The following is a 22,762-nucleotide window of genomic DNA, read 5'->3' as shown; positions in this document are numbered from 1 at the left end:
TCGTCGCCGAAGTAGGGCTAGCCCCACCCAACCGGGGGCCCAGCCGCATACCGCGCCGTACGCACGGTTTCTAGCGTCGAAGCCATGCCGCACAACACGACACTTCCCAGCCGGACCAGCCTCCCGACAGCGCGGGTGTGGTTCGTCGACGACCTGCGGGTATTGCTGATCTCGCTGGTGATCCTGCACCACATCGCCTGCATCTACAGCGGACTCCCGGCCTGGTACTACACCGAGCCGCCGACCAGTGGAGCGGTCGGCCTCGGGCTGTCGGTCTTCCTGCTGCTCAACCAGGCCTGGTTCATGGGCGCGTTCTTCCTGCTCTCCGGTCTGTTCACGCCCGCGTCGTACGACCGCAAGGGTCCACGCGCCTTCCTCCGCGACCGGCTGATCCGCCTGGGGATCCCGCTCCTGGTGTTCTACTTCGTCCTCAACCCGATCCTGTACCTGGGCACGGATCACGGCAGCTACCTGCACACCATCGGCTCCGGGCCGCTCTGGTTCGTCCTCGCGCTCCTCGTCCTGGACGCGTCGTACGTCGCCTTCCGCCACGTGACCAGGTCCCGCAACCCGAGCCTCCGGCCGCTCACCTTCCGCGGAGTGATCGCATTCGTGGTGGTGCTGGCGGTGGTCACCTACGCGCTGCGGATCGTGATCCCGATGGGTTTCACCGTTCAGGTCATCGACTTCCCGACCGCCGACTACCTGCCGCAGTACGTCAGCTTCTTCGTGGTGGGGACCGTGGCGTACCGGCGCGGCTGGCTACAGACCACCTCCGCCAGGATGGGGAAGGCCGGGCTCGGCCTGGCGGTCGGCGCCACCCTGGTGTTCCTGCCGCTCGCAGTGGGCGGCGGAACCTTTGCTGGGCACGGGACCTTGAGCTCGCTGTTCTATGCGCTGTGGGACTCCAGCTTCGCGGTCGGGCTCGTGCTGTGGCTGCTCGTGTTCTTCCGCCGCAGGTTCAACACCCAGGGACCGCTGCGCCGGTACCTGTCCGGGCACGCCTTCACCGTCTACGTGATCCATGCGTTCCTGGTGACCGCGGCGGGACACCTCCTCGGCGTACTGGCGTTGCCCACTCTCGCGAAGGTCGCGATCGCGGCGGTCGTGGTACTGCCGGCCTGCTTCCTGCTCGCCGGGCCGGTCCGGCGGCTCCCGGGTGTCCGCCGGGTGCTCTGAACAGACGTCAGCCGCTGTGCCCGGGGGTGGGCAGCAGCGGCTGACGTTTGCTTCGGAGCGACCTGGACGAGTTTCAGGCGGCTTGCGGGACGCGGGTGCGGTTCTGCGCGGCCCAGACGGCCCGGCGCAGCTTGGCCTGGTCCGGATAGCCGGCGGCACGGCCGATCACGTACACGTCGTGGCTGCGCATGTTGACCATGCCCGCGACGTACCAGACCGGGCTTCCCTCGGCCAGCATGGTGACGATCATCGAGTTGACGGTGCTGTCGGTGGTGGTGTTCATCCTGACCCTCTCCTTTGGTCGCTCCTACTGATACTTCGGAGCAGTTGGTCGCTCTTACTGATACGTCGGACCAGGGCAGCCGAATTCGACACACCTCGACGCAGTATTTTGGGCGCGGTGACGATCACCCCGAGCGATCCGTACGCCGCCTACTCCGCCCTCCGTACGTCCGGTCCGGTCCACCGCATCGCCGGACCCGACGGAAGCCCGTCCTGGCTCGTGACTCGGTACGACGACGTCCGCCAGGCACTCGCCGATCCACGGCTGTCCGTTGACAAGTGCAACGCACTGCCCGGCAACTACCGTGGCCTGAGCCTTCCGCCGGCCCTCGACGCCAACCTGCTCAACATGGATCCGCCCGACCACACCCGGATCCGGACTCTGGTCACCCGTGCCTTCACGCCGAGCCGCGTCGTCGAGCTGGCCGGTCCGATCCGTCGTACGGCGGGCGCCCTGCTCGAACCCGTCGTACGACGAGGCCACGGCGACCTGGTCGCGGAGTACGCCGCACCGCTGCCGATCACCGTGATCTGCGACCTGCTCGGCGTCCCCGACGAGATCCGGACCGACTTCCGGGCATGGACGGACACGGTGCTCGCGCCGCCCGGTCCGGACGCGGCGCGGGCCGCGATAGGGGCAATGCTGAAGTTCTTCGCCGGACTGATCGAGAGCAAGCGATCGGACCCCGGCGACGACCTGGTCAGTGATCTGATCGCCGCGCGGGATCACGAGGACCGGCTGACCGACGACGAGCTGACCTCACTCGTCTTCTTGATCCTGTTCGCCGGCTACGAGAACGTCGTCCACCTGATCGGCAACGCGACCCTCGCACTGCTCGACGACCGGGCACTCTGGGACCAACTGCTGCGAGACCGGTCCTTGCTGCCGTCGGCGGTCGACGAGCTGATGCGGTACGACGGTCCCGCGCCGCTCGCGATCAGGCGGTTCCCGGTCGAGGACGTGGAGATCGGCGGCGTGGTGATCCCGGCGGGGGAGACCGTGCTGCTCGGGCTGGCGTCGGCGAACCGGGACGCGGACCGGTTCCCGGATGCGGACCGGGTCGACTTCGATCGCACCGCCGGCGGACATCTCGCCCTTGGTCACGGCATCCACTACTGCGTTGGCGCACCGCTGGCCAGACTCGAGATCGCCATCGCCCTGGAGGCGCTGCTCGATCACACGCCTGAGTTGGCGCTCGCCGTACCGCGAACCGAGCTCACGTGGCGCGACACCATCCGCACCCGCGGGCTGGTCGCGCTCCCGGTGGTGACAGGTACAGACCGGAAAACAGAGCGCCCCGATCAATGACCGGGGCGCTTGTCCGTGTGAGTCCCGGGGGGAGTGGGACCACCACACGTTGGGGGGGACTTTTACGTTAACCCGACCAGGGGGTCATGGTGTAACCCCCGGTGCGTCGAAAAGTGCCAAACCTGCGCTCAACGGCTCGTTCGCCGTCGGTACAACGACGTCGCCAGCAGGAACGAGAACAGGAGCAGACCACAACACCACGCCAGTGCGATCCAGCCGTTGTTCCCCATCGGCGTCCCGATCAGCAGGCTGCGGACTGTCTCGATCACCGGCGTGATCGGCTGGTGCTCGCTGACCGGCCGCAACCAGGACGGCATCGTCTCCGGCCGGACGAACGCGCTGCTCAGGTACGGCAGGAACAGCATGAAGAAGCTCAGCGTGCTGGCCGACTCGACCGACTTCGCGATCACACCTAGACCGGCCGCGAGCCACGAGAGCGCGAGCACGTAGAGCAACAGCAGCCCGATCGTGGCGAGCCAGTCGAGCACGCCGCCGCCCGGCCGGAACCCCATCGCCAGCGAGGCGAGGACGACGATCGCCGTCGCTGCCGCGTTCCGCGCCACGCTGCCGGTGACGTGCCCGGCGAGGACGGCGAAGCCGCGGATCGGCAGTGAGCGCAGCCGGTCGATCATCCCGGTGTGCATGTCGTCCGCGACCACCATCGCCGTCGACGCGGCGCCGTACCCGGTGGTGAGCAGCAGGATCCCCGGTACGACGTAGTTGATGTACTCCGTCCCGGTGCTGATCGCGCCGCCGAACACGTACACGAACAGAGCCATCATCAGCAGCGGCATCAGGATCGACGCGAACAACGAGTCGACGTTGCGTCGCGCGAGCCTGACACTGCGATCCGCCATTGTCGCCACGTCCTCGAACGCGGCCACGATCCCTTGGTGTGACATCACTGAACTCCTAGGCGGTGAGTGCGAGGAAGACGTCGTCGAGCGTCGGCCGGTGCGACGACACTCGCTCCGGCTGCAGCCCGTTGTCGCGTAGCACGTCGAGGACGTGATGCAGGTGCGCCGCCGTACCGTCGGACGGAATGCTCAGCACGTCCTGATCGACCGCCCCGTCCAGTACGCCGGTTGCCTTGAGCAACTCGGGGTCGGTCCTGAAGCGCAGCTCGATGCGCTCACCGCCGACCTGCGACTTGAGTGCGTCGGCGGTGCCGGTGGCAACGATCCGGCCGTGGTCGAGCAGCACGATCCGGTCGGCGAGCCGGTCCGCCTCCTCAAGGTACTGCGTGGTCAGCACGATCGTGGTCCCGTCCCGGACGAGCTCGCCGATCGTGTCCCACATCATCGACCGGCTGGCCGGGTCGAGCCCGGTGGTCGGTTCGTCCAGGAAGATCACCCGCGGCCGCGCGATCAGGCTCATCGCCAGGTCGAGCCGCCGCCGCATCCCACCGGAGTAGGTCTTCACCCGCCGGTCCATCGCGTCGGTCAGCCCGAACTGCTCCAGCAGTTCGCCGGTCCGGCGGCGTGCCGCGGGCCTGCCCAGATGCATCAGCCGGCCGACCATCACGAGGTTCTCCCGGCCGGTCTGGTTCTCGTCGACCGCGGCGGATTGCCCGGTCAGGCTGATCACACCCCGGACCTGCGCCGGCTGCCGGAGTACGTCGTACCCGGCGATGGTCGCGTGGCCGGCGTCCGGCCTGGTCAGCGTGGTCAGGATGCGCACGGTGGTGGTCTTGCCGGCGCCGTTCGGGCCGAGCAGTGCGAGCACGGAACCCTCCGGCACCCGCAGGTCGACCCCGGCCAGCACCTCGGTCGCGCCGTACGACTTCCGGAGCTCGGCTGCCTCGACGATCATCGGCCCCTCCTTACTGCGTATTAGATACGCTAAATAGCGTAGCAGGTACGCAGTGCGGGTTGGCAACCCCTAAACTGAGGCGGTGGAGAACAACGAGCTGCCGGCCGACGTGGCGGCGATGTGGCGGTTGCGGGAGGCGCCGCGGCGCGGGCCGAAGCCGTCACTGACCCTCGACGACATCGTCCGGGCCGCGATCGAGATCGCCGACGCGGAGGATCTGGCCGCCGTCTCGATGGCGCGGGTGGCCGAGCGGCTGGGCAACTCGACGATGGCGCTCTACCGGCACGTGAAGAGCAAGGACGAGCTGCTGGTGATGATGTCGGACGCCGCGCTCGAGCGTCCTGAGCCGCTGCCGGAGGACATCGACTGGCGGACCGGTCTGACCTTCTGGGCGGACGGCGTACTGACCGCGATCCGCAAGCACCGGTGGTACGCGAAGCTCCCGATCACCGGACCGCCGGCCGGTCCGAACAACCTTGCCTGGTTCGACTCCGCTCTCGGTGCGATGAAGGACACCGGCCTGCCGGAGGCGGCCAAGGTCGGCGTGGTGATGGGTCTGATCACCTATGTCCAGGGCGAGATCCGGGTCGCGTTCGACCTGGCCGCGGGGTACGAGGCGAACCCGGCCGCCTTCCAGCAGTTCGGCACGACCCTCGCGCGCGTCGTGGATCCGCGGGTGTATCCGGCGGTGTTCCGCCTCGTCGAGGCCGGTGTCTTCGACGAGGTCGGAAGCTTCGAGGAGGACAACGAGGCCGATTTCGACTTCGGCCTGCAGCTCTACCTGGACGGCGTCGCCGCGTTCATCGACCGGGTCCGTCAGTCCAGCTGAATGATCGCGTCGGCCGATCGGGACGTCGCAGCGATGAGCCGGGCGTTGCGTTCGTCGGACCCGTAGGTGCGTTCGTGCGCTTCCTCGGGGGATCTGCCGTAGCGGCGGTGCCGGGCTTCCAGTCGTTCGTGCCGCAGTTGCTCGGGCACTTCGACGTACCAGCACTGGTCGACCAGTGTGCGGATGGTTGCCCACGGCATCTCGTCGAAGAGCAGGTAGTTGCCTTCGGTCACGATCAGCGTGACCTCGGGTGCGACTCCGATGCTCGCGGCGATCGAGTCCTCCAGCCCGCGGTCGAAGCGCGGCGCCCAGATCTGCTCGTTCGGCGTCTCCTTCAATCTCCTGAGCAAAGCGACGAACCCGTAGCCGTCGAACGTGTGCGGCGCGCCCTTCACTGCCGCCAGGCCCAGCTCCTCCAGCGCCGACTGCGCCAGGTGATACCCGTCCATCGGCACCAGCGCGGCTTTGTGCCCGTCCGCGATCAGCTTCGCGGTGAGTTGCTCGGCATACGTCGACTTCCCTGCTGCCGGCGCTCCGGTGATCCCCAGGATGGATCGCCGTTGCCGGGTGGCGAGGTCGACGGCACGGTCATACGCGGTGGCCGGGTCCAGAGTCAGCACCCGTCGATCCTAGTCAGCCGAGGTAACCGTCCGGGCGGATGAGGATCTCGTCGCCGTCCTGGGCGTGGTAGTGAGCGAAGGCCTCGGGTGAGGTGTACGTGTTGCCGCCGTTGCGGTTGATGTCGATGGCGTGCGGGTGGCTCGACGGAGTGGCGGGGGAGAAGCGCAGCAGCCGTTGTGGGCGGACGGCCGGGCCATCACAAACGGTGCGAGCCGGCGCCCCTCCGCGGGCGGGGTCTCCGAGCGCCGCGATTGTGATGGCCTGGAGGTCCGGCGCTCAGCACCGAGGTGCGTCGGGGGCAGCCCGGACCTGTGGCACTCACCAAGTACGTCGGCTCCGTGTCGGTCAGGCTGAGCCGGGAGCCGAGGCGGTCAGTCGGAGGAGGTTGGTGAGTGGGGCAGGTCCGGGTCTACAGCGATCGTCGGACCGGCCGCACCGCATGCCGCCGAACTCGGCGACGGGCTTCGTGGCCTACCACCACACGGCGGGCTAGTCCTCTGGTGGTGGCTCCTCGGCGCCGTCGCGTTCGTCGCGGGCGGCCCACTCCATGAGTGTGTCGAGGGAGTAGACGTTGTCGTCGATCGACGCGTGGAGGTCGCCCAGCTCGGCGAAGCGGGCGGGGACCGTCTCGATGGTGAAGTCCTTCGGGTCGACGTCGTCGACCTCGTCCCAGCGGATCGGCGTCGAGACGGTGCCTTCCGGATTTCCGCGAACCGAGTAGGCGGACGCGATGGTGTGGTCGCGGGCGTTCTGGTTGTAGTCCACGAAGAGTTTCTTCGGGTCGCGGTCCTTGCGCCACCACGTCGTCGTCACGTCATCCGGTGCACGGCGCTCGACTTCCCGCGCGAACGCCAGGGCGGCACGCCGTACGTCGGAGAATCCGTACGACGGCTCGACCCGGACGTAGATGTGGATCCCGGAACCGCCGGACGTCTTCGGATACCCGACCGCGCCGAGTTCTTCCAGGACCTCGTGGGCGACATGGGCGACCCGGCGTACCCGATCGAACGGGCAGTCCGGCATCGGGTCGAGGTCGATCCGCCATTCGTCCGGCTTCTCGGTGTCGGCGCGGCGGGAGTTCCACGGGTGGAACTCGACTGTCGACATCTGCACCGCCCACGCGACGTGGGCAATCTCGGTGACGCACAGCTCGTCGGCGGTCCGGTTGTAGCGCGGGAACTTCACCCGCACGGTCTCCATCCACGGTGGCGCCCCATGCGGCAGCCGCTTCTGGTGCACCTTCTCGCCCGCGACCCCCTCCGGGAAGCGGTGCATCATGCAGGGCCGCTCGCGCAACGCGTTGACGATCCCGTCCGCCACGGACAGGTAGTACTGGACCAGGTCCAGCTTGGTCTCCCCGCGCGCAGGAAAGTACACCCGATCCGGATTCGAGATCCGCACCGTTCGCTCGCCCACCTCCAGCTCGATCGCCGGAGACTTCGCCTTCCCCTTGGACTCGGCCATGTCGTTCAACCTAACCGCCGCGGGGGACAAACCGCACTAAGCCAGGCGGGTGAGCCAGCCTCGGGGGTCGGGGGTGCGGCCGTATTGGAGGTCAAGCAGGGCGCTGCGGATGGACTGGGTGACGGGGCCGACGCCGTGATCGACGGAGTGGTCGCCGATGGTCAGGTCGCCGTCGGGCCAGGCGACGCGGCCGATCGGGGTGATGACCGCGGCCGTCCCGGACGCGAACACCTCGGTGATCTCGCCGCTACGGACGCCGTCCTTCCATTCGTCCGCCGGGATCCGCCGCTCCTCGACGGTGTGCCCGAGGTCCTTCGCGAGGTCGACGACCGAGGCCCGAGTGACGCCCTCGAGGATCGAGCCGGACAACTCGGGCGTCGCGATGCGGCCATCGGCGTACACGAAGAACATGTTCATGCTGCCGATCTCCTCGAGCCACTTGTGCTCGACCGCGTCGACAAAGGCGACCTGCTCGCACCCGTTGGCGACCGCCTCGGCCAGACCGGCGAGGCTGGCCGCGTAGTTCCCGCCGCACTTGGCCGCACCCGTGCCACCTGGTGTAGCGCGGATGGTTGAGGTCGTCAGCCAGATCGACACCGGCTTGGGTCCGGTGTCGAAGTACGGCCCCGCGGGAGATGCGATAACGCCAAACAGCACCTCGCGAGCCGGCCGCACGCTCAGTGCGGCCTCGGTGGCGATCATGTACGGACGCAGGTACAGACTGGTCTCGCCGTGCTCGGCCGACGGCACCCATGGCTCGTCCACTGTCACCAACGCACGCAGGGCCGCGACAAACGCGTCCTCCGGCACGTGTGGCAGCGCAAGCCGCTCAGCACTCGCCGTGAACCGAGCGGCATTGCGATCAGGCCGAAACGCCCAGACAGACCCATCCGCGTGCCGAAACGCCTTGAGGCCTTCGAAGATCTCCTGCGAGTAGTGCAGTACGGCGGCAGCCGGACTCACCCTGATCGGTGCGTACGCCGTGACCCTCGCGTCATGCCATCCACGGCCGGCCGTCCAATTGGCCACCACCATGTGGTCCGTGAACGACTGCCCGAACGAGGGCTTGGCCAGCACCTTCGCCCGAGCCTCCGCAGTGGCCGGATCACTCCGCAATTCGGCCGCGAAATCCCATGCGTCTGTCACCGTCGTTTCAGCTGTCACTCTGCGCACGCTACCCCCGCCACTGACCCGACCACGACCCGCTGCCCACACTCCGACCCTTCGCGTACACCTTGCGCTCCAGTAGCACCTCGAGATCCCGCACCGCGGCGAGCCCGGGCGCACGCTCCCGAGCGGCAGTAACCACTCGCCCGGCGTCGTCATACAAGTAATATGTGTGCCACTCGTGCGGCAGCTCGACCAGCACGCGCAGAGCCAGCGCAACACCAGCCGCGACCTCTCCGTCGACGGCCAGACACTGCGCCAGCCACAACTCCAGTCCGGCGCGCTCGCCGAGTCGGTCGGCCGGACACAACTCCAGTGCGCGGGCCAGCAGGACGCATCCGGCAGCGCCGTACCCGAGACTCGCGCACACCCGCCCCTCAGCGCCATGCACCTCGTACGCCGCCCAGTCACCCAGCGGCCCGGACGTCGTACTTGCCGACGGCAACTCATCGGCAACGCCGATCAGCTCCTGCAGCGCCCAATGCGCCTCGTCCTGCCGCCCCAGCTCCGCCAGGACCCGGGCCCGGGCGGCGTGAGGCTCTACTACGCAACTACCTTGCGCGTGTCTCGCGAGCGCCAGTGCTTCCTCCGCTGTCGCCAGCAGTTGCATCAGCGGTCGACGCTCGGCCAGTCCGCTCATCGCCTCCCGAGCACGCGCAGAACTCCGCACCGACGCGTTGGCCGAGCTGTCCGCGGCAGACCGAGCCACCTGCCACCAACGCCTGGCCGCGCGCAGCTCCCCGCAGCCAGTCAACGTCACTGCGGTGAGCACGCTCAGCTCCGCTGCCTGGACAGACGAGCCGGTTGACCCCCGTGCCTGCACCACCTGGAGATACGTCGTCAGGTCCGGCAGCAGGTGAGCAGGCGGAACACTCCGGAAGTCTCCGAGGTCAGCAGCCACATCGGTGCAGCCGAAGGCCGTGATGAGACCGTGCCAGGCCGCCTCCAACGCATCAGCTGTCGGCACGGCTGCCTCCAACGGACCGGCCGTCGGCAACGCCACCTCCAACGGACCAGCCGGCGGCAACGCTGCCGAGGTGGACCGGATCGACTGTGGCTGCTTCTGCTCGAAAGTGGTGGTCAGCTCGTCCCCGGTGCCGAGCTCGCGGTCGCAGAGCCGGGCCAGGTCGGCAGAGCCCGGGCGCTGGCCTCGCTCCACCTGCGACAGGTAGCTGTGGTCGTAGCCGACTCGCGTTGCCAGTTGCCGCAGGCTGAGGCCAACTGACTGCCTGCTGTGCCTCAACTGCGCGCCGAACGCTGCCTCAGCCACAGGATCACCCCCGTTTGCGCTTCGAACTCACGTGGTCCGTGCGGAGGACAGTACAAGCCCTCGCCGACAAAACTGTCCCAGAACCCTTGTAGGCAAGGGCATGTGGTCTGTGGGCTGTTCTCACAGCCCACAGACCACACCTGTTGTGCGCAGCGCGTGCTGGGCGAGAGTGCAGAGGTGAACACGATGCAGCGACAGGCTCGCCTCTTCCGGTTGGTACGCCACACCGCCGTCTCCGGCGTGCGCGGCACAGGCACCCTGGCCGAAGGCGTGGAGTGGTCCGACGGGACAGTCGCGGTGCGCTGGCGTGGTCCTGCGCCGAGCACGTCGACCTGGGACGGCGGGGTCGAGTCTCTGCTGGCTGTGCACGGCACCGGCGGCCGCACCCAGATCCACTGGCTCCCCGGTGCGCCCACCACCGTGAGCAGGACGGTCACGAAGCCACCAGCGCGACCGGCCGGCACAGTGGCCGGCGTGTGGCTGCCGGCGCCGGGCGCGGACGGACTGTGTTCCCGCTGCGGTCAGCTGTGGCCGTGCCTCAGCTGCGGCCCGTAGCCGGCGCCGCGGGGGTTGAGACGACGCGGTCGGAGGCGGCTGATGCGGTTTAGTGTGAGGGGGTTTTGGTCGGACGCGGGAGGTGGGGTGGGTGGCGGACGGTGCGGTTGTGGATCCGCTGGACGAGTTGGATGCGCAGTTGGCGCGGCTGCGGGGCGTCGCGGACGAGCTGCGAGGCGCCCGCGGACGGCCTGTGCTGGAAGGTAACCAGGTCGAGTTGATCGAGGACGGGCCGACACTGCTGCGGGCGTACGGGGAGTTGCAGCTCGGGGCCCGGCGCGAGGTGCGAGTGCTGGATCGGCCGCCGTACGTGACGCCGCCGTCGACGCAGCAGAGGCTGGAGCTGGACCGGCTCGCCGACGGGATCGAGTATCGGGCGATCTACGGCACCGAGATCTTCGAGTCCGAGGACATCATGGGCGTATTGCCGGAGCTGCAGGCGGCCGGAGAGGTGGGCCGGGTGCTGGCTCAGGTGCCGATGAAGATGGCGGTGGGGGACGACGACACGGCGCTGATCGGGCTGACGAAGCGGGCGCCGGCCGAGTCCAACCTGCTCATCCGGTCGTCGGGGCTGCTGGACGGGTTGATCGCGACCTTCGAGATGTTGTGGGCGCTGGCGATCCCGATGCCGGCCTTGCTGGCGAACGGCGACGTCCCGGCGCTGCGGTCGCCAGACCGGGACATCCTGCTGTTGCTGGCGGGTGGGGCGACCGACGACATGATCAGCCGGCGCCTCAGGATCAGCCCGCGGACGACGCAGCGCCGCGTCCGCGCGCTGATGGAGGCACTCGGCGCGCAGACCCGGTTCCAGGCGGGGGTCCAGGCCGCCCGCCGCCGCTGGATCTGACCCGGGTGTGACGGGGATCACCCCGTTGATCTGGATTGCATCGGGCAACGCAGGTGTTCTGAGTTTCATTATGCAACTCAGGGGACTCCCCGGAAGGAACCCATGACCACCTTCGAACTGCCCGCCACGGCCACCGCGCAGCCACGTCGCACCCTGAGCCGTCGGGCTAGTTTCTGGACTGCCGCCGCGGTCGCGGGCATCAGCCTGTGGACCAGCGCGGCCCCGACGACGGCGTACCCGCTCTACGCCTCGACCTGGCACCTCACTCCGACCGCGACCACGGCGATCTTCGCCGTCTACCCGGTCGTGCTGGTCGTCTTCTTGCTGATCTTCGGACAGCTGTCCGACTACATCGGCCGCCGCGCCACGATGCTGTACGGCGTCGGCGCCCTGCTCGCCGGTGTCCTGCTCTTCGCGATCGCGCCGTCCGTGGACTGGGTATACGCCGGACGTGCGCTGATGGGAGCGGGTGTCGGCCTCGCACTGACTGCTGCAACGGCCGCGGTGGTCGAGTACAGCGCGCAGGGCAAGGCATCGCGCGCCTCGTCCATCACGACCGCTGCGACCGCGGCCGGTCTCGCACTGGCGACGATTGTCGGCGGCGGCCTGATCGAGTACGCACCAGCGCCGCTTCACCTGGACTTCTGGGTGCTGCTGGCGGTGATCGCCATAGTCTTCGGCTTCGTCTGGCAGATGCCGCGGCATACGAAGGACGAGAGCCAAGGCGCCTGGCGGCCACGCCCGATCACCGTGGCCAAGGGCATCCGCGTGCTGTACGTCGCGTCTGCTGTCGCAGTGACCGCGGCGTACGCGTTCGGCTCGGTGTTCCTCGCACTCGGCGCGCAGGTCGCCCGGCAGCTGATCGGGACCGAGAACATCTTCGTCATCGGTCTGATCCTCGCGATCATGTCGGTCACGATCGGCGTCACCGCGATGGCCGGCCGCCGCTTTCCGGCCGGACGGCTGGTCGCGGCCGGCGCGGTCGCGACACTGGTCGACCTCGCCATCCTCGAGACCTCGGCACAGACGCACTCACTGCCGCTGTTCATGGCCGCCACGGTGCTGGGAGGCATCAGCTACGGTCTGCTCTTCTCCGGCGGTCTGGGACTGATCACCGCGCACGCGCCGGCTCACCACCGCGGCGGCACAGTCGCGGCTGTGTATCTCGTCGCTTACGTCCTGCAGGGCTCGATCGCGTTGACGCTCGGCCTGGTCGCGACCGCGTCCGGCCTCGCTACCGCGTTGCTGCTCGGAGTGATCGTGATCGGTAGCCTGGCGGTGCTCGTGATCGCTGCCGCGGGAGCCCTGGCAGCGCGGGGCGGTGGCCAGTTGGTGGAGGAGGCGCGATGACCACGCGAACGGCGACCCCGCCGAACTGCTCGATCGCCCGGACGCTCGATCTGGTCAGCGACCGCTGGTCCTTCCTGATCCTGCGCGAGGCCCACCTCGGGACCACTCGGTTCGCGGAGTTCCGCGACAACCTCCACATCGCGCCGAACATCCTGACGAACCGATTGGCAGCGCTGGTCGACGCCGGTCTGCTGGAGAAGCGCGAGTACCAGGAGGCCGGCGAGCGGACGCGATCGTCGTACCACCTGACACCGGCCGGTGTGGACCTGAAGCTCGTGCTGGCGGCCCTGCAGCAGTGGGGCGACGTGCACGTACCGCGTGCGGACGGACCGACCGTGCTCCGGCGGGACTCCCGGTCCAAGGGCCTGGTCGACGTCGGCTTCGTCGGCAAGGACGGCGACGCGGTCCCCGACGAGGACGTGGTCTTCGAGCCCGTCGCGGGTGGTCCCGCGGATCGCAGTACCTGGCGCTGACCAGACGTACGGCGGACCCGTCGCAGACGGGTCCGCCGCACTCCTGTTGCTAGTTGATCGTCACCACAGTCCCGGCCCGGTTCGGGAACTCGACGAACCCGGTCGAGCGCTTGTCAGTCGGCAGACCCGACCAGGAGGCGGTGACCTGGAAGGGCTTGAAGGCAGCCGGCGCGACCGGTGGGCTGACCTGCAGAGCACTGCCCGAGGACGACGTCACCACGTTGGTCTGCATCGTGTACTGCGTGGTGTCCGCGCCCGGCGGGTTTGTCAGGGTGATGGCGAGGACACCCCACACGCCCGGAGCCGGTGCCGCCACGGTTGCCGACGCATGGTTGGAGCCGTCGCCCACGAAGGACAACAGCTGCGTCTGACCGTTGACGACCTTGTAGAGCACCAGCCAGATGCTGCCCGCCGGGTCCACCGTCTTGATGTTCCACTGCACGGCCTTGGTCTGGGCGGTCACGGTCACCGAGTAGTTCGGCAGATCCGCGTCCGCGGCCCCGGCCGGTACGGCGCCCGGCACCAGCGGCGCCGACACGACGCCATAGGACCGGATCGGGATGCCTGCCTTGCCGGCGGTGGCCTCGAACGACGCAGTGCCGGACGTACCCGAGCCGGCCACCTCGGTGGGCGCGAGGACAGACGTCGGTACGAGGGCGATCGGGCTGCGGACCGTCTTGCCGGCGCCCTGCCAGGTCAGCCAGCCGCTGGTCGTCTCAGCCGACGGAGCGGTGTCCTGCGTGAGCTTCACCTTGAACGTCTTCGTCTGGCCCGCTGCGGTGAAGTTGGGGATCGACGGCGTCACCACGGCCTCCATGCCGGGCACGGAGACAGTCGCCCGGTACAGGCCCGGTGTCACCGCGGTCACTCGCCGGGTGATCGTCTGCGTCCCCAGCAGATGCCCGACGGCGATCGAAGGAGCGTTGTAGTCACTTGGGTCGATCGCCGGCGCCCCGGTACCAGTGTCGACGCCACTGCCTTCCAGGTAGCCGAGCCAGTCAGCGTCACCGGAGTCGTAGACCAGACCCGGGTCCAGCATCTTCGACGGCTGGACTTCGCCGGCACCGCGGTCGAACGGGTTGCTGTCGACAGCGCCAGTAGAAGTCAGTACGTCGCCGGCCGTCGTCATCAGGGCCGACTTGACCGCCATCGGCGACCAGTCCGGGTGCTTCGCAAGGTACAGCGCCGCCAGACCGGCCACATGCGGCGCGGCCATCGACGTACCCGAGTAGAACGCGTAGCTCTGGCCGGCGTTCGTCGGCGGTGCGACCGCAGCCAGCACGTTGACGCCCGGTGCGGCCAGATCCGGCTTCAACAAATCGCCATGACTCGACGTAGACGGCCCACGCGACGAGAAGTCGGCCATCTGCGGGTAGGGCTCACTGAGACCGCTCGTGTTGCCCGGCAAGAGCTCCGCGGTCCCACCGGCCGCAGCCGCATAAGCCTTCACCGTTAGAGCGGCTGGCACGTTGAGGTGCACAGTCGGTACGACGTGCGAGTCGCCGAGCGCATCCTGGTCGAACAGGTTGATCAGCACCAGGCCGACACCGCCGGCCCGCTTCACCTCGGCCGACTTGTCGACCCGAGCACCCACACCGCGCTCACAGACGACGATCGTGCCCGCGGTCTTGGCCGGGTCGAGCGTCCCGGGCAGACACCCGAGCGCATCGGAGTCGCTGGCCCCGGACACCTTCACCTCCGGCCCGTTGACGAGCGGGTGGCTACCGGTCCGGACAGCGATGCTCGTGCTGATCCCGGCGTACTTCTGTCCGTTGCCCAGCACAACAGTTCCGGCGTACGGCGCGACCGTGCTGGCGCCGACCGTGGTCACCCAGGGCGAGGTGTTGTCGAGGGTAGCCGCGGCCGGTCCGGAGTTGCCGCCGGCCGCGGACACGAAGATGCCCGCCGATGCCGCGGACAGGAACGCGAGCTGGACCGGGTCGGTGTGTGCGGACTCGAAGATCGAGCCCACCGAGTAATTGATGACGTCGACGCCGTCCGCCACGGCCTGGTCGATCGCGGCCAGGATGTCGGAGGTGAAGCCGCCGGAGTTCTGGCCGTCCTTGCCCTCCCAGAGGGCCTTGTAGACGGCGATCTTGGCCGCCGGTGCGACGCCGGAGACGGTGCCGAAGTCGACACCGCCGACGGCGACGTCGACACCGGGGTTGCCGGCCGCAGTCGACGCGGTGTGGCTGCCATGGCCTTCACCGTCGCGCGGGGACACGTAGTCCGCGCGCGCCTTCGGCGGGACGAAGCTGAGCCAGCCGTCGCCGAAGTACTTGGCGCTGATCAGCTTGGTGTTACACAGGTCCGCGCGGTGAACTGCTCGCCGGCCTCACAGCTGCCGGTGAATGTGTCGCCGTCGGCCTTCTGCATCACGGTTTCCGAGCCGGAGCGGTACGGCCGGTAGGGGTCCGCTGCGGTCGGGGGGTTCGTGCCGAGCGCGGGTCCGGCGAAGGACGCGCTCTCCGGCCAGATGCCGGTGTCGACTACGCCGACCACGACGCCCTTGCCGGCTGACGCCGTACCGCCGAGTGCTTTCCAGACTCCGGAGTTGCCGGACAGCTTGAGGAAGTCAGTGGACTTGCGATCGTCCAGTGCGACCCGCATCTGGTCCGGGACGACGGAAACCACACCCGCCGTCTTGCTGAGCTCGTTGACCTGCTTGGAGGTCAGCGAGGCGGTAAAGGCGTTCAGTGCGGTCGAGTAGTCGTGAGTCACCTTGGCGCCGACGCGCGCCGCGACCTCAGCGTGCTTACCGGAGAGGAAGGTGCGATAGCGCTTGGCGTCGGCGCTGTTCACCACTACCTTGCGACCGGCGGCGGGCTTGGTCGCCTTGAGACCGCTCACGCCACCCTGGTACGTCGCCACCGGCTTGTCGGCCAGTGTGACGACGTACCGGCCTGGTGCGAATGTCGGCAACCCCAGCGAGGTGGCCGTCGGCCCAGTGGGCGGTTGTGCGGATCCTGGTGGAGCCACCAAGGCGGTGGTGATCAGCACGGCACCGGCGAGCAGGGCGGCGCGCCGGCGCAGATTGGGATGGTTCACGTGATGCCTCCACGGGGGGACGCTGCGTCCCAGTTGTCCTGACCGTGGGCTGTAGCCCCGGCCGCCCGCCCCCGAGCTCGGACGCCGAAGAGCCTGCCAAGCCAATGCCCCGACTACACCGCATTGGCTTCAACTAGCCGCTGGCGAAAACCTGCCACTCAGCGCGTGGCGGTCACCAGCAGGTACTGCGCGGGGAGGCGGACCTCCCCGGACGGCGTGGTCCAGTCAGTCGCGATGATGTCGAGCATGCGGGTACGGACCGCAGGCAGGCGGCCGGCCTCCTCGAGCAGTGGGAACGTGGCGATGCCCAGCGGGTGGTTGGCGATGCGGGTCTCCCAGTAGTCCTCCGGCGAGGCCGCGGTGACGGCGAGGTCCTTGGCCGTGGTCGAGACCTCGAAGCCGTGCGCGCCGAACAGCTCCGACAGGACCTTGGGGTCGTGCCAGTCGATCTGGCCGTCCGTGGCCTCGCTGCCGCCGCTGACTTCGCGGACGGCCGTGGCCACGATGCCGACGATCTGGTCCATCACCCCTGGGAGCCAGCTGGTCAGGAGGATGCGGCCGGCCGGCTTCGCCACCCGGGCGAGCTCGGCGATCGCGGCGTGCGGATCGGGCGCGAAGATGACGGCGAAGTTGGACAGGATCACGTCGGCCGAGCCGTCGGCGAGCGGGATCGCCGCGGCGGTGCCGTCGACCACGGTCAGGTCGCGCGCGCCGGCTGCTTCCTGGATCACCTCGCGCAAGCGGGTGGCGGGCTCGACCGCGGTCACGCGAGCGCCGAGGCCGGCGGCGACCAGGGCGACGTTGCCGGTCCCGGCGCCGACGTCGACCACGTGCTCGCCAGGCTGGATCCGCGCCGCCGCGACTAGCTCCCGGGCCGCTGGCAGCAGGTCCGCGGCGGTCGACTCGTACGTACCCGCACCCCAGTCGATCTGAGTCATGCCGCTCACCCTAGGCGGCGACGGGTTCCGGACACCGTCGGGTTCCGACGGGCCGGACACATTGACCGCGCAGTTATGGAGAGTCTCTACTAATTGGACCGCCCGAGGAGGTTCCACGCGTGCACGATGGCTTGCTGTTGTCGTCGGCGTTCCGCGGGCTGATGACGTGGTCGATCAACTGGGACCGCTACTACAACTGGGAGTTCCAGAACAGCCACGCGCCGTACCTCGCGGCCCTGCCCTGAGGGCCGCGATCGGCAGGCGCCACAGAGCCCGCCGATCGGCCCGGTCCGCGCCCAGCCCCCGCGGACCGGGCCTAAGCCTGTGGATTACCGATCCCGGTTTGTGGCCTTGCGCTGGTATGAAGGAGGCATGACAGCGTCAACGACCCGCCCGGTGATCCTCACCGTGGACGACGACCCCGGCGTTTCCAGGTCGATCGCCCGTGACCTCCGCCGCCGGTACGCCGAGGAGAACCGCATCGTCCGGGCCGAGAGCCCGGCCCAGGCGCTGGACGCCCTCAAGGAGCTCAAGCTCCGGGGTGAGCCGGTGGCCCTGCTGCTGGCCGACTACCGGATGCCCCAGATGTCCGGCATCGAGTTCCTCGAGGCCGCGATGGACCTGTTCCCGCTCGCCCGCCGCGTGCTGCTGACGGCGTACGCCGATACCGACGCGGCGATCCAGGCCATCAACGTGGTCGACCTCGACCACTACCTGCTGAAGCCGTGGAACCCGCCGGAGGAGAAGCTCTACCCGGTGGTCGACGCGATGCTCGACCTGTGGAAGGCGACCCCGGAGCCGTCCACCGACGTGACCCGGGTGATCGGTCACCGCTGGTCGGCGCCGTCGTTCGCGGCCCGCGACTTCCTCGCCCGTAACGCGGTCCCGTACCGCTGGCTCGGCGTCGACGACGAGGAGAGCAAGCGGCTGCTCGACGCGGCCGGTATCGATGGCGCCACCCTGCCGGTCGTGATCACTCCCGACGGCACGGTCATGGTTGCGCCGTCCGAGGCCGAGCTGGCCGACAAGGTCGGATTGTCGACCTCGCCGGCGAAGGACTTCTACGACCTGGTCGTGGTCGGCGGTGGCCCGGCCGGGCTCGGCGCCGCTGTGTACGGCGCCAGCGAGGGACTGCGGACTGTCTTGGTCGAGCAGTTGGCGACCGGCGGACAGGCTGGCCAGTCCAGCCGGATCGAGAACTACCTGGGCTTCCCGGACGGAGTGTCCGGTGCCCAGCTGACCGATCGAGCCCGGCGGCAGGCGGTCCGGTTCGGGGCCGAGCTGCTGACTGCTCGTCAAGTGGTCGGGCTGGAGACCCTCGGCAACGCCCGGCGGCTGATGTTCTCGGACGGCAGCGAGATCTCGTCGCACTCGGTGATCCTGGCGACCGGGGTGTCCTACCGGACCCTCGAGGCGCCGGGGGTCGACGACCTGTGCGGCCGCGGGATCTACTACGGCTCGGCGACGACCGAGGGTCCGGCGTGCGCCGGTCAAGAGGTCTACATCATCGGCGGCGCCAACTCGGCCGGCCAGGCCGCGGTGTATTTCTCGAAACACGCCAAACGCGTGCATATGCTGGTGAGAGGACCATCGCTCACGGCGACGATGTCGTCGTACCTGATCGACCAGATCGACGACATCGACAACATCGAGGTGCACACCTGCACGCAGGTCGTTTCCTGTAAGGGCTCGGAGCACCTCGAGGTCTTGACCCTGCTGAACAGCCAGACCGGCGAGAGCCGCGAAGTGAGCACGGAGTGGATGTTCGTGTTCATCGGCGCGGCGCCCCGAACGGACTGGCTGCCGGGAGACCTGCTTCGCGACGAGCGCGGCTTCGTGCTCACCGGTCCGGACCTGCACGGCAAACCGCCGGGCTGGATCCTGGAGCGGGAGCCGTACCACCTGGAGACGAGCATGCCGGGCGTGTTCGCCGCCGGCGACGTACGAGCCGAGTCGGTGAAGCGGGTCGCCTCCGCAGTCGGCGACGGAGCGATGGCCGTAACACTGGTGCACCGATACCTGGAGATGCTCTGATGAGTGACTACACCGAAGTGCGGCGGCTGAGCCCGGACGAGTTGCGCACGCTGTTCCTCTTCGAGAGCCTGACCGACGAGCAGCTGCAATGGCTGTCCGAGTCCGGGTACGTCGAGTCCGCGCATGACGGGATCGTGTTCAACGAGGGGGACGAGGCAACCTGCTGCTACGTCCTGCTGTCCGGTGAGATCCGGCTCTGCAAGCTGTCCCACGGCGAGGAGATCGAGATCAACCGGACCGGCCAGCGCGGGGTGTACGCCGGTGCCTTCAACGCCTTCTTCGGCGCCGACGACCACAAGTCCTACACGGCGACGATGCGCGTGACCGAGCCGTCGGAGTTCTTCGTCATCGGTGCCAATGAGATGGCCACGATGATGAACACCTGGTTCCCGATGGCGGTGCATCTGATCGAGGGCTTCGTGATGGGCATGCGCCGGACCAACGAGACGCTGGGCGAGCGGGAACGGTTGCTTGCCCTCGGCTCCTTATCCGCGGGGCTGACCCACGAGCTGAACAACCCTGCCGCGGCAGCGGTCCGGGCTGCGGCGACGTTGCGGCAGCGCGTCTCCGGGATGCGGTCGAAGCTGGCGATGCTGGCCGACGGCACCCTCGACGCGACCAAGCTGCACCAGATCGTCGCGCTGCAGGATGATGCCGTCGAGCGGCTGGAGAAGACCAAGGACAAGGACATCCCGCCGATGGAGCTGTCCGACGCCGAGGACTCGTTGACCGACTGGCTGGACGACCACGACGTCCAGGCCAGCTGGGACGTCGCGCCGGTGCTCGCCGCGGCCGGTCTGGATGTGCCGTGGATGGAGAACGTGCTGACCGCGGTCGGCCCGAAGTACCTCGAAGGCGCGGTCCGGTGGTTGATGTACACAGTCGACACGGAATCGCTGATGAACGAGATCGACGACTCCGTCACCCGGATCTCGACCCTCGTCGGCGCCGCGAAACAGTACTCCCAGATCGACAGGGCGCCGTACCAGATCGTCGATCTGCGCGAGCTGCTGAAGTCGACGCTGGTGATGATGTCCGGCAAGTTGCAGGGCTTCGACGTGGTGAAGGACTTCGATCCCGAGCTGCCGCCGATCCCGGCGTACGCCGCCGAGCTCAACCAGGTGTGGACGAACATCATCGACAACGCGGTCAGCGCGATGGGCGGATCCGGGACGCTGACCATCCGCACCAAGAAGGACGGCGCGTACGCGATCGTCGAGATCGGTGACACCGGTCCCGGCATCCCGGCGGAGATCCGCCGCCGCATCTTCGAGCCGTTCTTCACCACCAAGCCCATCGGCGAAGGCACCGGTCTCGGCCTCGACATCTCCTGGCGCATCGTGGTCAAGAAGCACCACGGCGACCTTCGCGTCGAGTCCGAGCCCGGTAATACCCGCTTCAAGATCGTGCTGCCGTTGGACCCCGAGAAGGAGCTGGAGTCCGACCCCGCGCTGCTGTCCTGAGTCACGCGGGCGGGTGGTTCCTCGAATCACCTGCCCGGTGCTGAGGGCGACGACGTCAGCCGCAGTGGGCGACACGACCACCGGCTCTGTGCGACAGCGTCAACCCGCGGTGGGTGACAGCGTCAGGCGAAGAAGATCTGTGCGATGCCTGAGAGCAGATTCAGCGCGATCATGCCGAGCGCGATCGCGGCGCCGGCGACGGCCGGTGCGTGGCCGCGGTGATTGCCCCGCCGCATCGCCTGACGCCCGTAGCGGACCGCGAGGATCCCCGGCACCGAGAAGACGATCAGCGCCGGGCCGGCCGCTGCGGCCGCGATCCAGACCGGAACGATCAGCTCGGCGGAGTAGCCGTACCAGGACAGCAACGCCTGACCGACCACGAACGCGACCACGAAGCTGAGCGGATAGAACGCCAACGACAGCCAGGCGCACACAACAGACCCGTCAGTCTTCTTCCCCACCTGCGATTTCGGTGCTCGCACCGTGAACCGTCCAGACATCGCACACCCCCAGCATCAGTGTCCGGCCTACTAGGCGATGCCGACGAGTGCCAATCGGCCCACTTGCCAAGGGCATTGGGCCCATTAGCTCCTGGTTGTTCGGAGCATCCACCTGGCGATGGTGGTGAGGGCTTCCGGGTCGACATGCTGCGCGGTTGCGTAGTCGGCGGGCGTGGAGGGGCCGGTGCCCGGGAAGAATAGGTGGTTGTCGGCTTCGAGGATCTTGATGGTTGCGTCGGGAAGACCGTCTCGCCAGGCGGGTAGGTCGTCGGCGACAGTGACCTGGTAGTCGCGGCCGCCTTGGAGGATGAGGATCGGTACGTCGAGCTTCGCCGCGGTGGCGACGGGGTCGTAGTCGCGGAGGTCGAGCCAGAACGAGGCCGGCATGCCGAAGGGCAGGTCGGTCGACGGTTTATCCGGTGACAGATCGGGGCTGTCGACCACCGCGGCCTGGCGCTTGAACCGCTCGACAACCTCAAGCGGAACTGCTTCCGGGCTGGTCGTCGCGAGGTAGCTCATCACGCGTACGGCGGCGTGCTGCATGGGCTGGGTGTCCCCGGCCATGATGATCAGCCCGGCGACCGACGGCTCCTCGGCCGCGATCTTCGGCGCGACCTTGCCGCCCATGCTGTGACCGATCAGAAACACGTGTTCGACGTACTCGCGCAGTTTGTGTACGGCGGCGATCGCGTGCGGCACGTAGTCCGCCGTCATCGTGAAGCCGGGCTCGGTCATCAGCGCCGGCCGGGCAAAGCTGACCTTGTCGAACCGCAGGACGGTGACACCCGCGCTCGCCAAACCCCACGCCAGATCCTTGAGCGGCTTGTTGGGGCCGCTGGTCTCGTCGCGGTCGAAGGGACCGCCGCCGCTCAGCAGCACGACGCCGATTCCGTTGGGACGCTCGGGGAGCGTGACGGTCCCGGGCACCGCCCGCCCGTCGGCATTCAGTGCTGTCTCTTGCTCGGTGAAGCGGGCGGGGTCGGCGTACGGCGGGTGGGTCCACTCGGTCATCGACGTACCTTTCTCATGGTTTGAGAAAGGTAGCATGACGTGAGATTGTTGCGCCATGGGTCCGTTGGAGCTGCTCGGGCATCCGGTCCGCTTGCGTGTCGTGCATGCGCTGCGGGGTGGGCGGGAGCTGACGACGGGCGAGCTCGGCGAACGGTTCGCGGATGTCTCGAAGGCGACGCTGTACCGGCATGTCGAGCTCTTGGCCGAAGGCGGGATCCTCGAGGTCGCGGAGGAGCGGCGGGTGCGCGGTGCGGTCGAGCGGCGCTTCCGGCTGCGGCAGGAGCGGGCCTCGATCAGTGCCGAGCAGTTGGAGCAGTTGACGGTTGACGATCATCGGCGGGGGTTCGCTGCCGCGATGGCTGCGCTGGTGGCCGAGTTCAGTGCGTATCTCGATCACGAGGACGCCGATCCGCTCGCCGATCTTGTCGGCTACCGGCAGCACGGGATCTGGCTGAGCCAGGACGAGTTGCTGCAGCTGATCGAGGGGATGCGTACGGCGATCCTGCCGGTGCTGGCCAACGAGGCGACGCCCGACCGGAAGCGCTATCTGCTGAGTCCGATCCTGTTCCCGGTCGAGGATCCAGGCGACGGCTGAGGTGTCACATCTCCT

23 protein-coding genes are annotated in these 22,762 nt (G+C 68.4%); 11 read left to right on the top strand and 12 right to left on the bottom strand.

Annotated elements, in window-relative coordinates; translation table 11 throughout:
* Positions 1-84 precede the first annotated feature (84 nt).
* On the top strand, positions 85-1,179 hold the full coding sequence (locus OG558_RS01215; RefSeq protein WP_405068564.1) for an acyltransferase family protein: 1,095 nt from the start codon (positions 85-87) through the stop codon (positions 1,177-1,179).
* A gap of 73 nt (positions 1,180-1,252) precedes the next feature.
* On the opposite strand, the gene OG558_RS01210 is transcribed toward OG558_RS01215, so the two are convergent.
* On the bottom strand, positions 1,253-1,462 hold the full coding sequence (locus OG558_RS01210) for a hypothetical protein (RefSeq protein ID WP_405068563.1): 210 nt from the start codon (positions 1,460-1,462) through the stop codon (positions 1,253-1,255).
* A gap of 117 nt (positions 1,463-1,579) precedes the next feature.
* Here OG558_RS01210 and OG558_RS01205 point away from each other — a divergent pair, with 117 nt between their 5' ends.
* Positions 1,580-2,770: a cytochrome P450 gene (locus OG558_RS01205; RefSeq protein ID WP_405068561.1), complete on the top strand. Its 1,191-nt coding sequence runs from the start codon at positions 1,580-1,582 to the stop codon at positions 2,768-2,770.
* A 128-nt stretch (positions 2,771-2,898) separates the two neighbouring features.
* On the opposite strand, the gene OG558_RS01200 is transcribed toward OG558_RS01205, so the two are convergent.
* A complete protein-coding gene (locus OG558_RS01200; protein ID WP_405068560.1) occupies positions 2,899-3,672 on the bottom strand; it encodes an ABC transporter permease in 774 nt (257 codons plus the stop codon).
* A 10-nt stretch (positions 3,673-3,682) separates the two neighbouring features.
* Positions 3,683-4,582 (bottom strand): ATP-binding cassette domain-containing protein, encoded by a 900-nt coding sequence (locus tag OG558_RS01195; RefSeq protein ID WP_405068559.1) that lies wholly within the window; start codon positions 4,580-4,582, stop codon positions 3,683-3,685.
* Between the two features lie 82 nt (positions 4,583-4,664).
* Here OG558_RS01195 and OG558_RS01190 point away from each other — a divergent pair, with 82 nt between their 5' ends.
* Positions 4,665-5,411 (top strand): TetR/AcrR family transcriptional regulator, encoded by a 747-nt coding sequence (locus tag OG558_RS01190; protein ID WP_329480888.1) that lies wholly within the window; start codon positions 4,665-4,667, stop codon positions 5,409-5,411.
* Here the strand turns inward: OG558_RS01190 and OG558_RS01185 are convergent.
* The 4 genes from OG558_RS01185 to OG558_RS01170 all read right to left on the bottom strand — a co-directional run bounded on the left by OG558_RS01185 (position 5,399) and on the right by OG558_RS01170 (position 9,933).
* Complete coding sequence (locus OG558_RS01185) at positions 5,399-6,031, bottom strand: nucleoside/nucleotide kinase family protein (RefSeq protein WP_405068558.1); 633 nt, start codon at positions 6,029-6,031, stop codon at positions 5,399-5,401. The two genes, OG558_RS01190 and OG558_RS01185, sit on opposite strands and share 13 nt — an antisense overlap.
* Positions 6,032-6,521: 490 nt before the next feature.
* Positions 6,522-7,496: a non-homologous end-joining DNA ligase gene (ligD, locus tag OG558_RS01180; RefSeq protein WP_405068557.1), complete on the bottom strand. Its 975-nt coding sequence runs from the start codon at positions 7,494-7,496 to the stop codon at positions 6,522-6,524.
* A 36-nt stretch (positions 7,497-7,532) separates the two neighbouring features.
* Complete coding sequence (locus OG558_RS01175; protein ID WP_405068556.1) at positions 7,533-8,669, bottom strand: branched-chain amino acid aminotransferase; 1,137 nt, start codon at positions 8,667-8,669, stop codon at positions 7,533-7,535.
* Between the two features lies 1 nt (position 8,670).
* A complete protein-coding gene (locus OG558_RS01170) occupies positions 8,671-9,933 on the bottom strand; it encodes a helix-turn-helix domain-containing protein (protein ID WP_405068555.1) in 1,263 nt (420 codons plus the stop codon).
* Positions 9,934-10,119: 186 nt separating this feature from the next.
* Here OG558_RS01170 and OG558_RS01165 point away from each other — a divergent pair, with 186 nt between their 5' ends.
* The 4 genes from OG558_RS01165 to OG558_RS01150 all read left to right on the top strand — a co-directional run bounded on the left by OG558_RS01165 (position 10,120) and on the right by OG558_RS01150 (position 13,158).
* The gene (locus tag OG558_RS01165) at positions 10,120-10,488 is read left to right on the top strand and encodes a hypothetical protein (RefSeq protein WP_329480876.1); all 369 of its coding nucleotides are present in this window, start codon (positions 10,120-10,122) and stop codon (positions 10,486-10,488) included.
* 91 nt (positions 10,489-10,579) lie between these two features.
* Positions 10,580-11,335, top strand: a complete 756-nt coding sequence (locus tag OG558_RS01160; protein ID WP_405068554.1) for a hypothetical protein — start codon at positions 10,580-10,582, stop codon at positions 11,333-11,335.
* A 102-nt stretch (positions 11,336-11,437) separates the two neighbouring features.
* The gene (locus tag OG558_RS01155; protein WP_405068553.1) at positions 11,438-12,685 is read left to right on the top strand and encodes an MFS transporter; all 1,248 of its coding nucleotides are present in this window, start codon (positions 11,438-11,440) and stop codon (positions 12,683-12,685) included.
* Entirely contained in the window at positions 12,682-13,158 is a 477-nt protein-coding gene (locus OG558_RS01150; protein ID WP_405068552.1) for a winged helix-turn-helix transcriptional regulator, read from the top strand. Before OG558_RS01155 ends, OG558_RS01150 begins: the two co-directional genes overlap by 4 nt.
* Positions 13,159-13,207: 49 nt before the next feature.
* On the opposite strand, the gene OG558_RS01145 is transcribed toward OG558_RS01150, so the two are convergent.
* The 3 genes from OG558_RS01145 to OG558_RS01135 form a co-directional block, all read right to left on the bottom strand.
* Positions 13,208-15,382 (bottom strand): S8 family serine peptidase, encoded by a 2,175-nt coding sequence (locus tag OG558_RS01145; RefSeq protein WP_405068551.1) that lies wholly within the window; start codon positions 15,380-15,382, stop codon positions 13,208-13,210.
* A 65-nt stretch (positions 15,383-15,447) separates the two neighbouring features.
* Entirely contained in the window at positions 15,448-16,206 is a 759-nt protein-coding gene (locus tag OG558_RS01140) for a S8 family serine peptidase (RefSeq protein WP_405068550.1), read from the bottom strand.
* A 158-nt stretch (positions 16,207-16,364) separates the two neighbouring features.
* A complete protein-coding gene (locus tag OG558_RS01135) occupies positions 16,365-17,144 on the bottom strand; it encodes a class I SAM-dependent methyltransferase (RefSeq protein WP_405068549.1) in 780 nt (259 codons plus the stop codon).
* A gap of 119 nt (positions 17,145-17,263) precedes the next feature.
* Between OG558_RS01135 and OG558_RS01130 the strand changes: the two genes are divergently transcribed.
* From OG558_RS01130 to OG558_RS01120, 3 genes are all read left to right on the top strand, one after another.
* The gene (locus OG558_RS01130; protein ID WP_405068548.1) at positions 17,264-17,389 is read left to right on the top strand and encodes a hypothetical protein; all 126 of its coding nucleotides are present in this window, start codon (positions 17,264-17,266) and stop codon (positions 17,387-17,389) included.
* A 127-nt stretch (positions 17,390-17,516) separates the two neighbouring features.
* Positions 17,517-19,178, top strand: a complete 1,662-nt coding sequence (locus OG558_RS01125) for an FAD-dependent oxidoreductase (RefSeq protein WP_405068547.1) — start codon at positions 17,517-17,519, stop codon at positions 19,176-19,178.
* Positions 19,178-20,641, top strand: coding sequence for an ATP-binding protein (locus OG558_RS01120; RefSeq protein WP_405068546.1), 1,464 nt, complete (start codon positions 19,178-19,180; stop codon positions 20,639-20,641). Before OG558_RS01125 ends, OG558_RS01120 begins: the two co-directional genes overlap by 1 nt.
* A 122-nt stretch (positions 20,642-20,763) precedes the next feature.
* Here OG558_RS01120 and OG558_RS01115 read toward each other — a convergent pair whose 3' ends face one another.
* Together OG558_RS01115 and OG558_RS01110 are read right to left on the bottom strand one after the other, a co-directional pair.
* A complete protein-coding gene (locus OG558_RS01115) occupies positions 20,764-21,102 on the bottom strand; it encodes a hypothetical protein (protein WP_329480861.1) in 339 nt (112 codons plus the stop codon).
* A gap of 123 nt (positions 21,103-21,225) precedes the next feature.
* The gene (locus tag OG558_RS01110) at positions 21,226-22,152 is read right to left on the bottom strand and encodes an alpha/beta hydrolase family protein (protein ID WP_405068545.1); all 927 of its coding nucleotides are present in this window, start codon (positions 22,150-22,152) and stop codon (positions 21,226-21,228) included.
* A 55-nt stretch (positions 22,153-22,207) separates the two neighbouring features.
* Here OG558_RS01110 and OG558_RS01105 point away from each other — a divergent pair, with 55 nt between their 5' ends.
* On the top strand, positions 22,208-22,747 hold the full coding sequence (locus OG558_RS01105) for a helix-turn-helix domain-containing protein (protein ID WP_329480857.1): 540 nt from the start codon (positions 22,208-22,210) through the stop codon (positions 22,745-22,747).
* Positions 22,748-22,762 lie beyond the last annotated feature (15 nt).

Origin of the sequence: Kribbella sp. NBC_01510 (assembly GCF_045040325.1) — a bacterium.
In the GTDB taxonomy this organism is placed as follows: domain Bacteria; phylum Actinomycetota; class Actinomycetes; order Propionibacteriales; family Kribbellaceae; genus Kribbella.
This window is presented reverse-complemented; position numbering and strand designations above follow the sequence as displayed.

Bases quoted from the DNA above. Each gene is read 5' to 3' on its own strand.
- OG558_RS01215 (WP_405068564.1), top strand. From the start codon at position 85: ATGCCGCACAACACGACACTTCCCAGCCGGACCAGCCTCCCGACAGCG.
- OG558_RS01210 (WP_405068563.1), bottom strand. From the start codon at position 1,462: ATGAACACCACCACCGACAGCACCGTCAACTCGATGATCGTCACCATG.
- OG558_RS01200 (WP_405068560.1), bottom strand. From the start codon at position 3,672: ATGTCACACCAAGGGATCGTGGCCGCGTTCGAGGACGTGGCGACAATG.
- OG558_RS01195 (WP_405068559.1), bottom strand. From the start codon at position 4,582: ATGATCGTCGAGGCAGCCGAGCTCCGGAAGTCGTACGGCGCGACCGAG.
- ligD (WP_405068557.1), bottom strand. From the start codon at position 7,496: ATGGCCGAGTCCAAGGGGAAGGCGAAGTCTCCGGCGATCGAGCTGGAG.
- OG558_RS01165 (WP_329480876.1), top strand. From the start codon at position 10,120: ATGCAGCGACAGGCTCGCCTCTTCCGGTTGGTACGCCACACCGCCGTC.
- OG558_RS01155 (WP_405068553.1), top strand. From the start codon at position 11,438: ATGACCACCTTCGAACTGCCCGCCACGGCCACCGCGCAGCCACGTCGC.
- OG558_RS01150 (WP_405068552.1), top strand. From the start codon at position 12,682: ATGACCACGCGAACGGCGACCCCGCCGAACTGCTCGATCGCCCGGACG.
- OG558_RS01135 (WP_405068549.1), bottom strand. From the start codon at position 17,144: ATGACTCAGATCGACTGGGGTGCGGGTACGTACGAGTCGACCGCCGCG.
- OG558_RS01125 (WP_405068547.1), top strand. From the start codon at position 17,517: ATGACAGCGTCAACGACCCGCCCGGTGATCCTCACCGTGGACGACGAC.
- OG558_RS01120 (WP_405068546.1), top strand. From the start codon at position 19,178: ATGAGTGACTACACCGAAGTGCGGCGGCTGAGCCCGGACGAGTTGCGC.
- OG558_RS01110 (WP_405068545.1), bottom strand. From the start codon at position 22,152: ATGACCGAGTGGACCCACCCGCCGTACGCCGACCCCGCCCGCTTCACC.
- OG558_RS01105 (WP_329480857.1), top strand. From the start codon at position 22,208: ATGGGTCCGTTGGAGCTGCTCGGGCATCCGGTCCGCTTGCGTGTCGTG.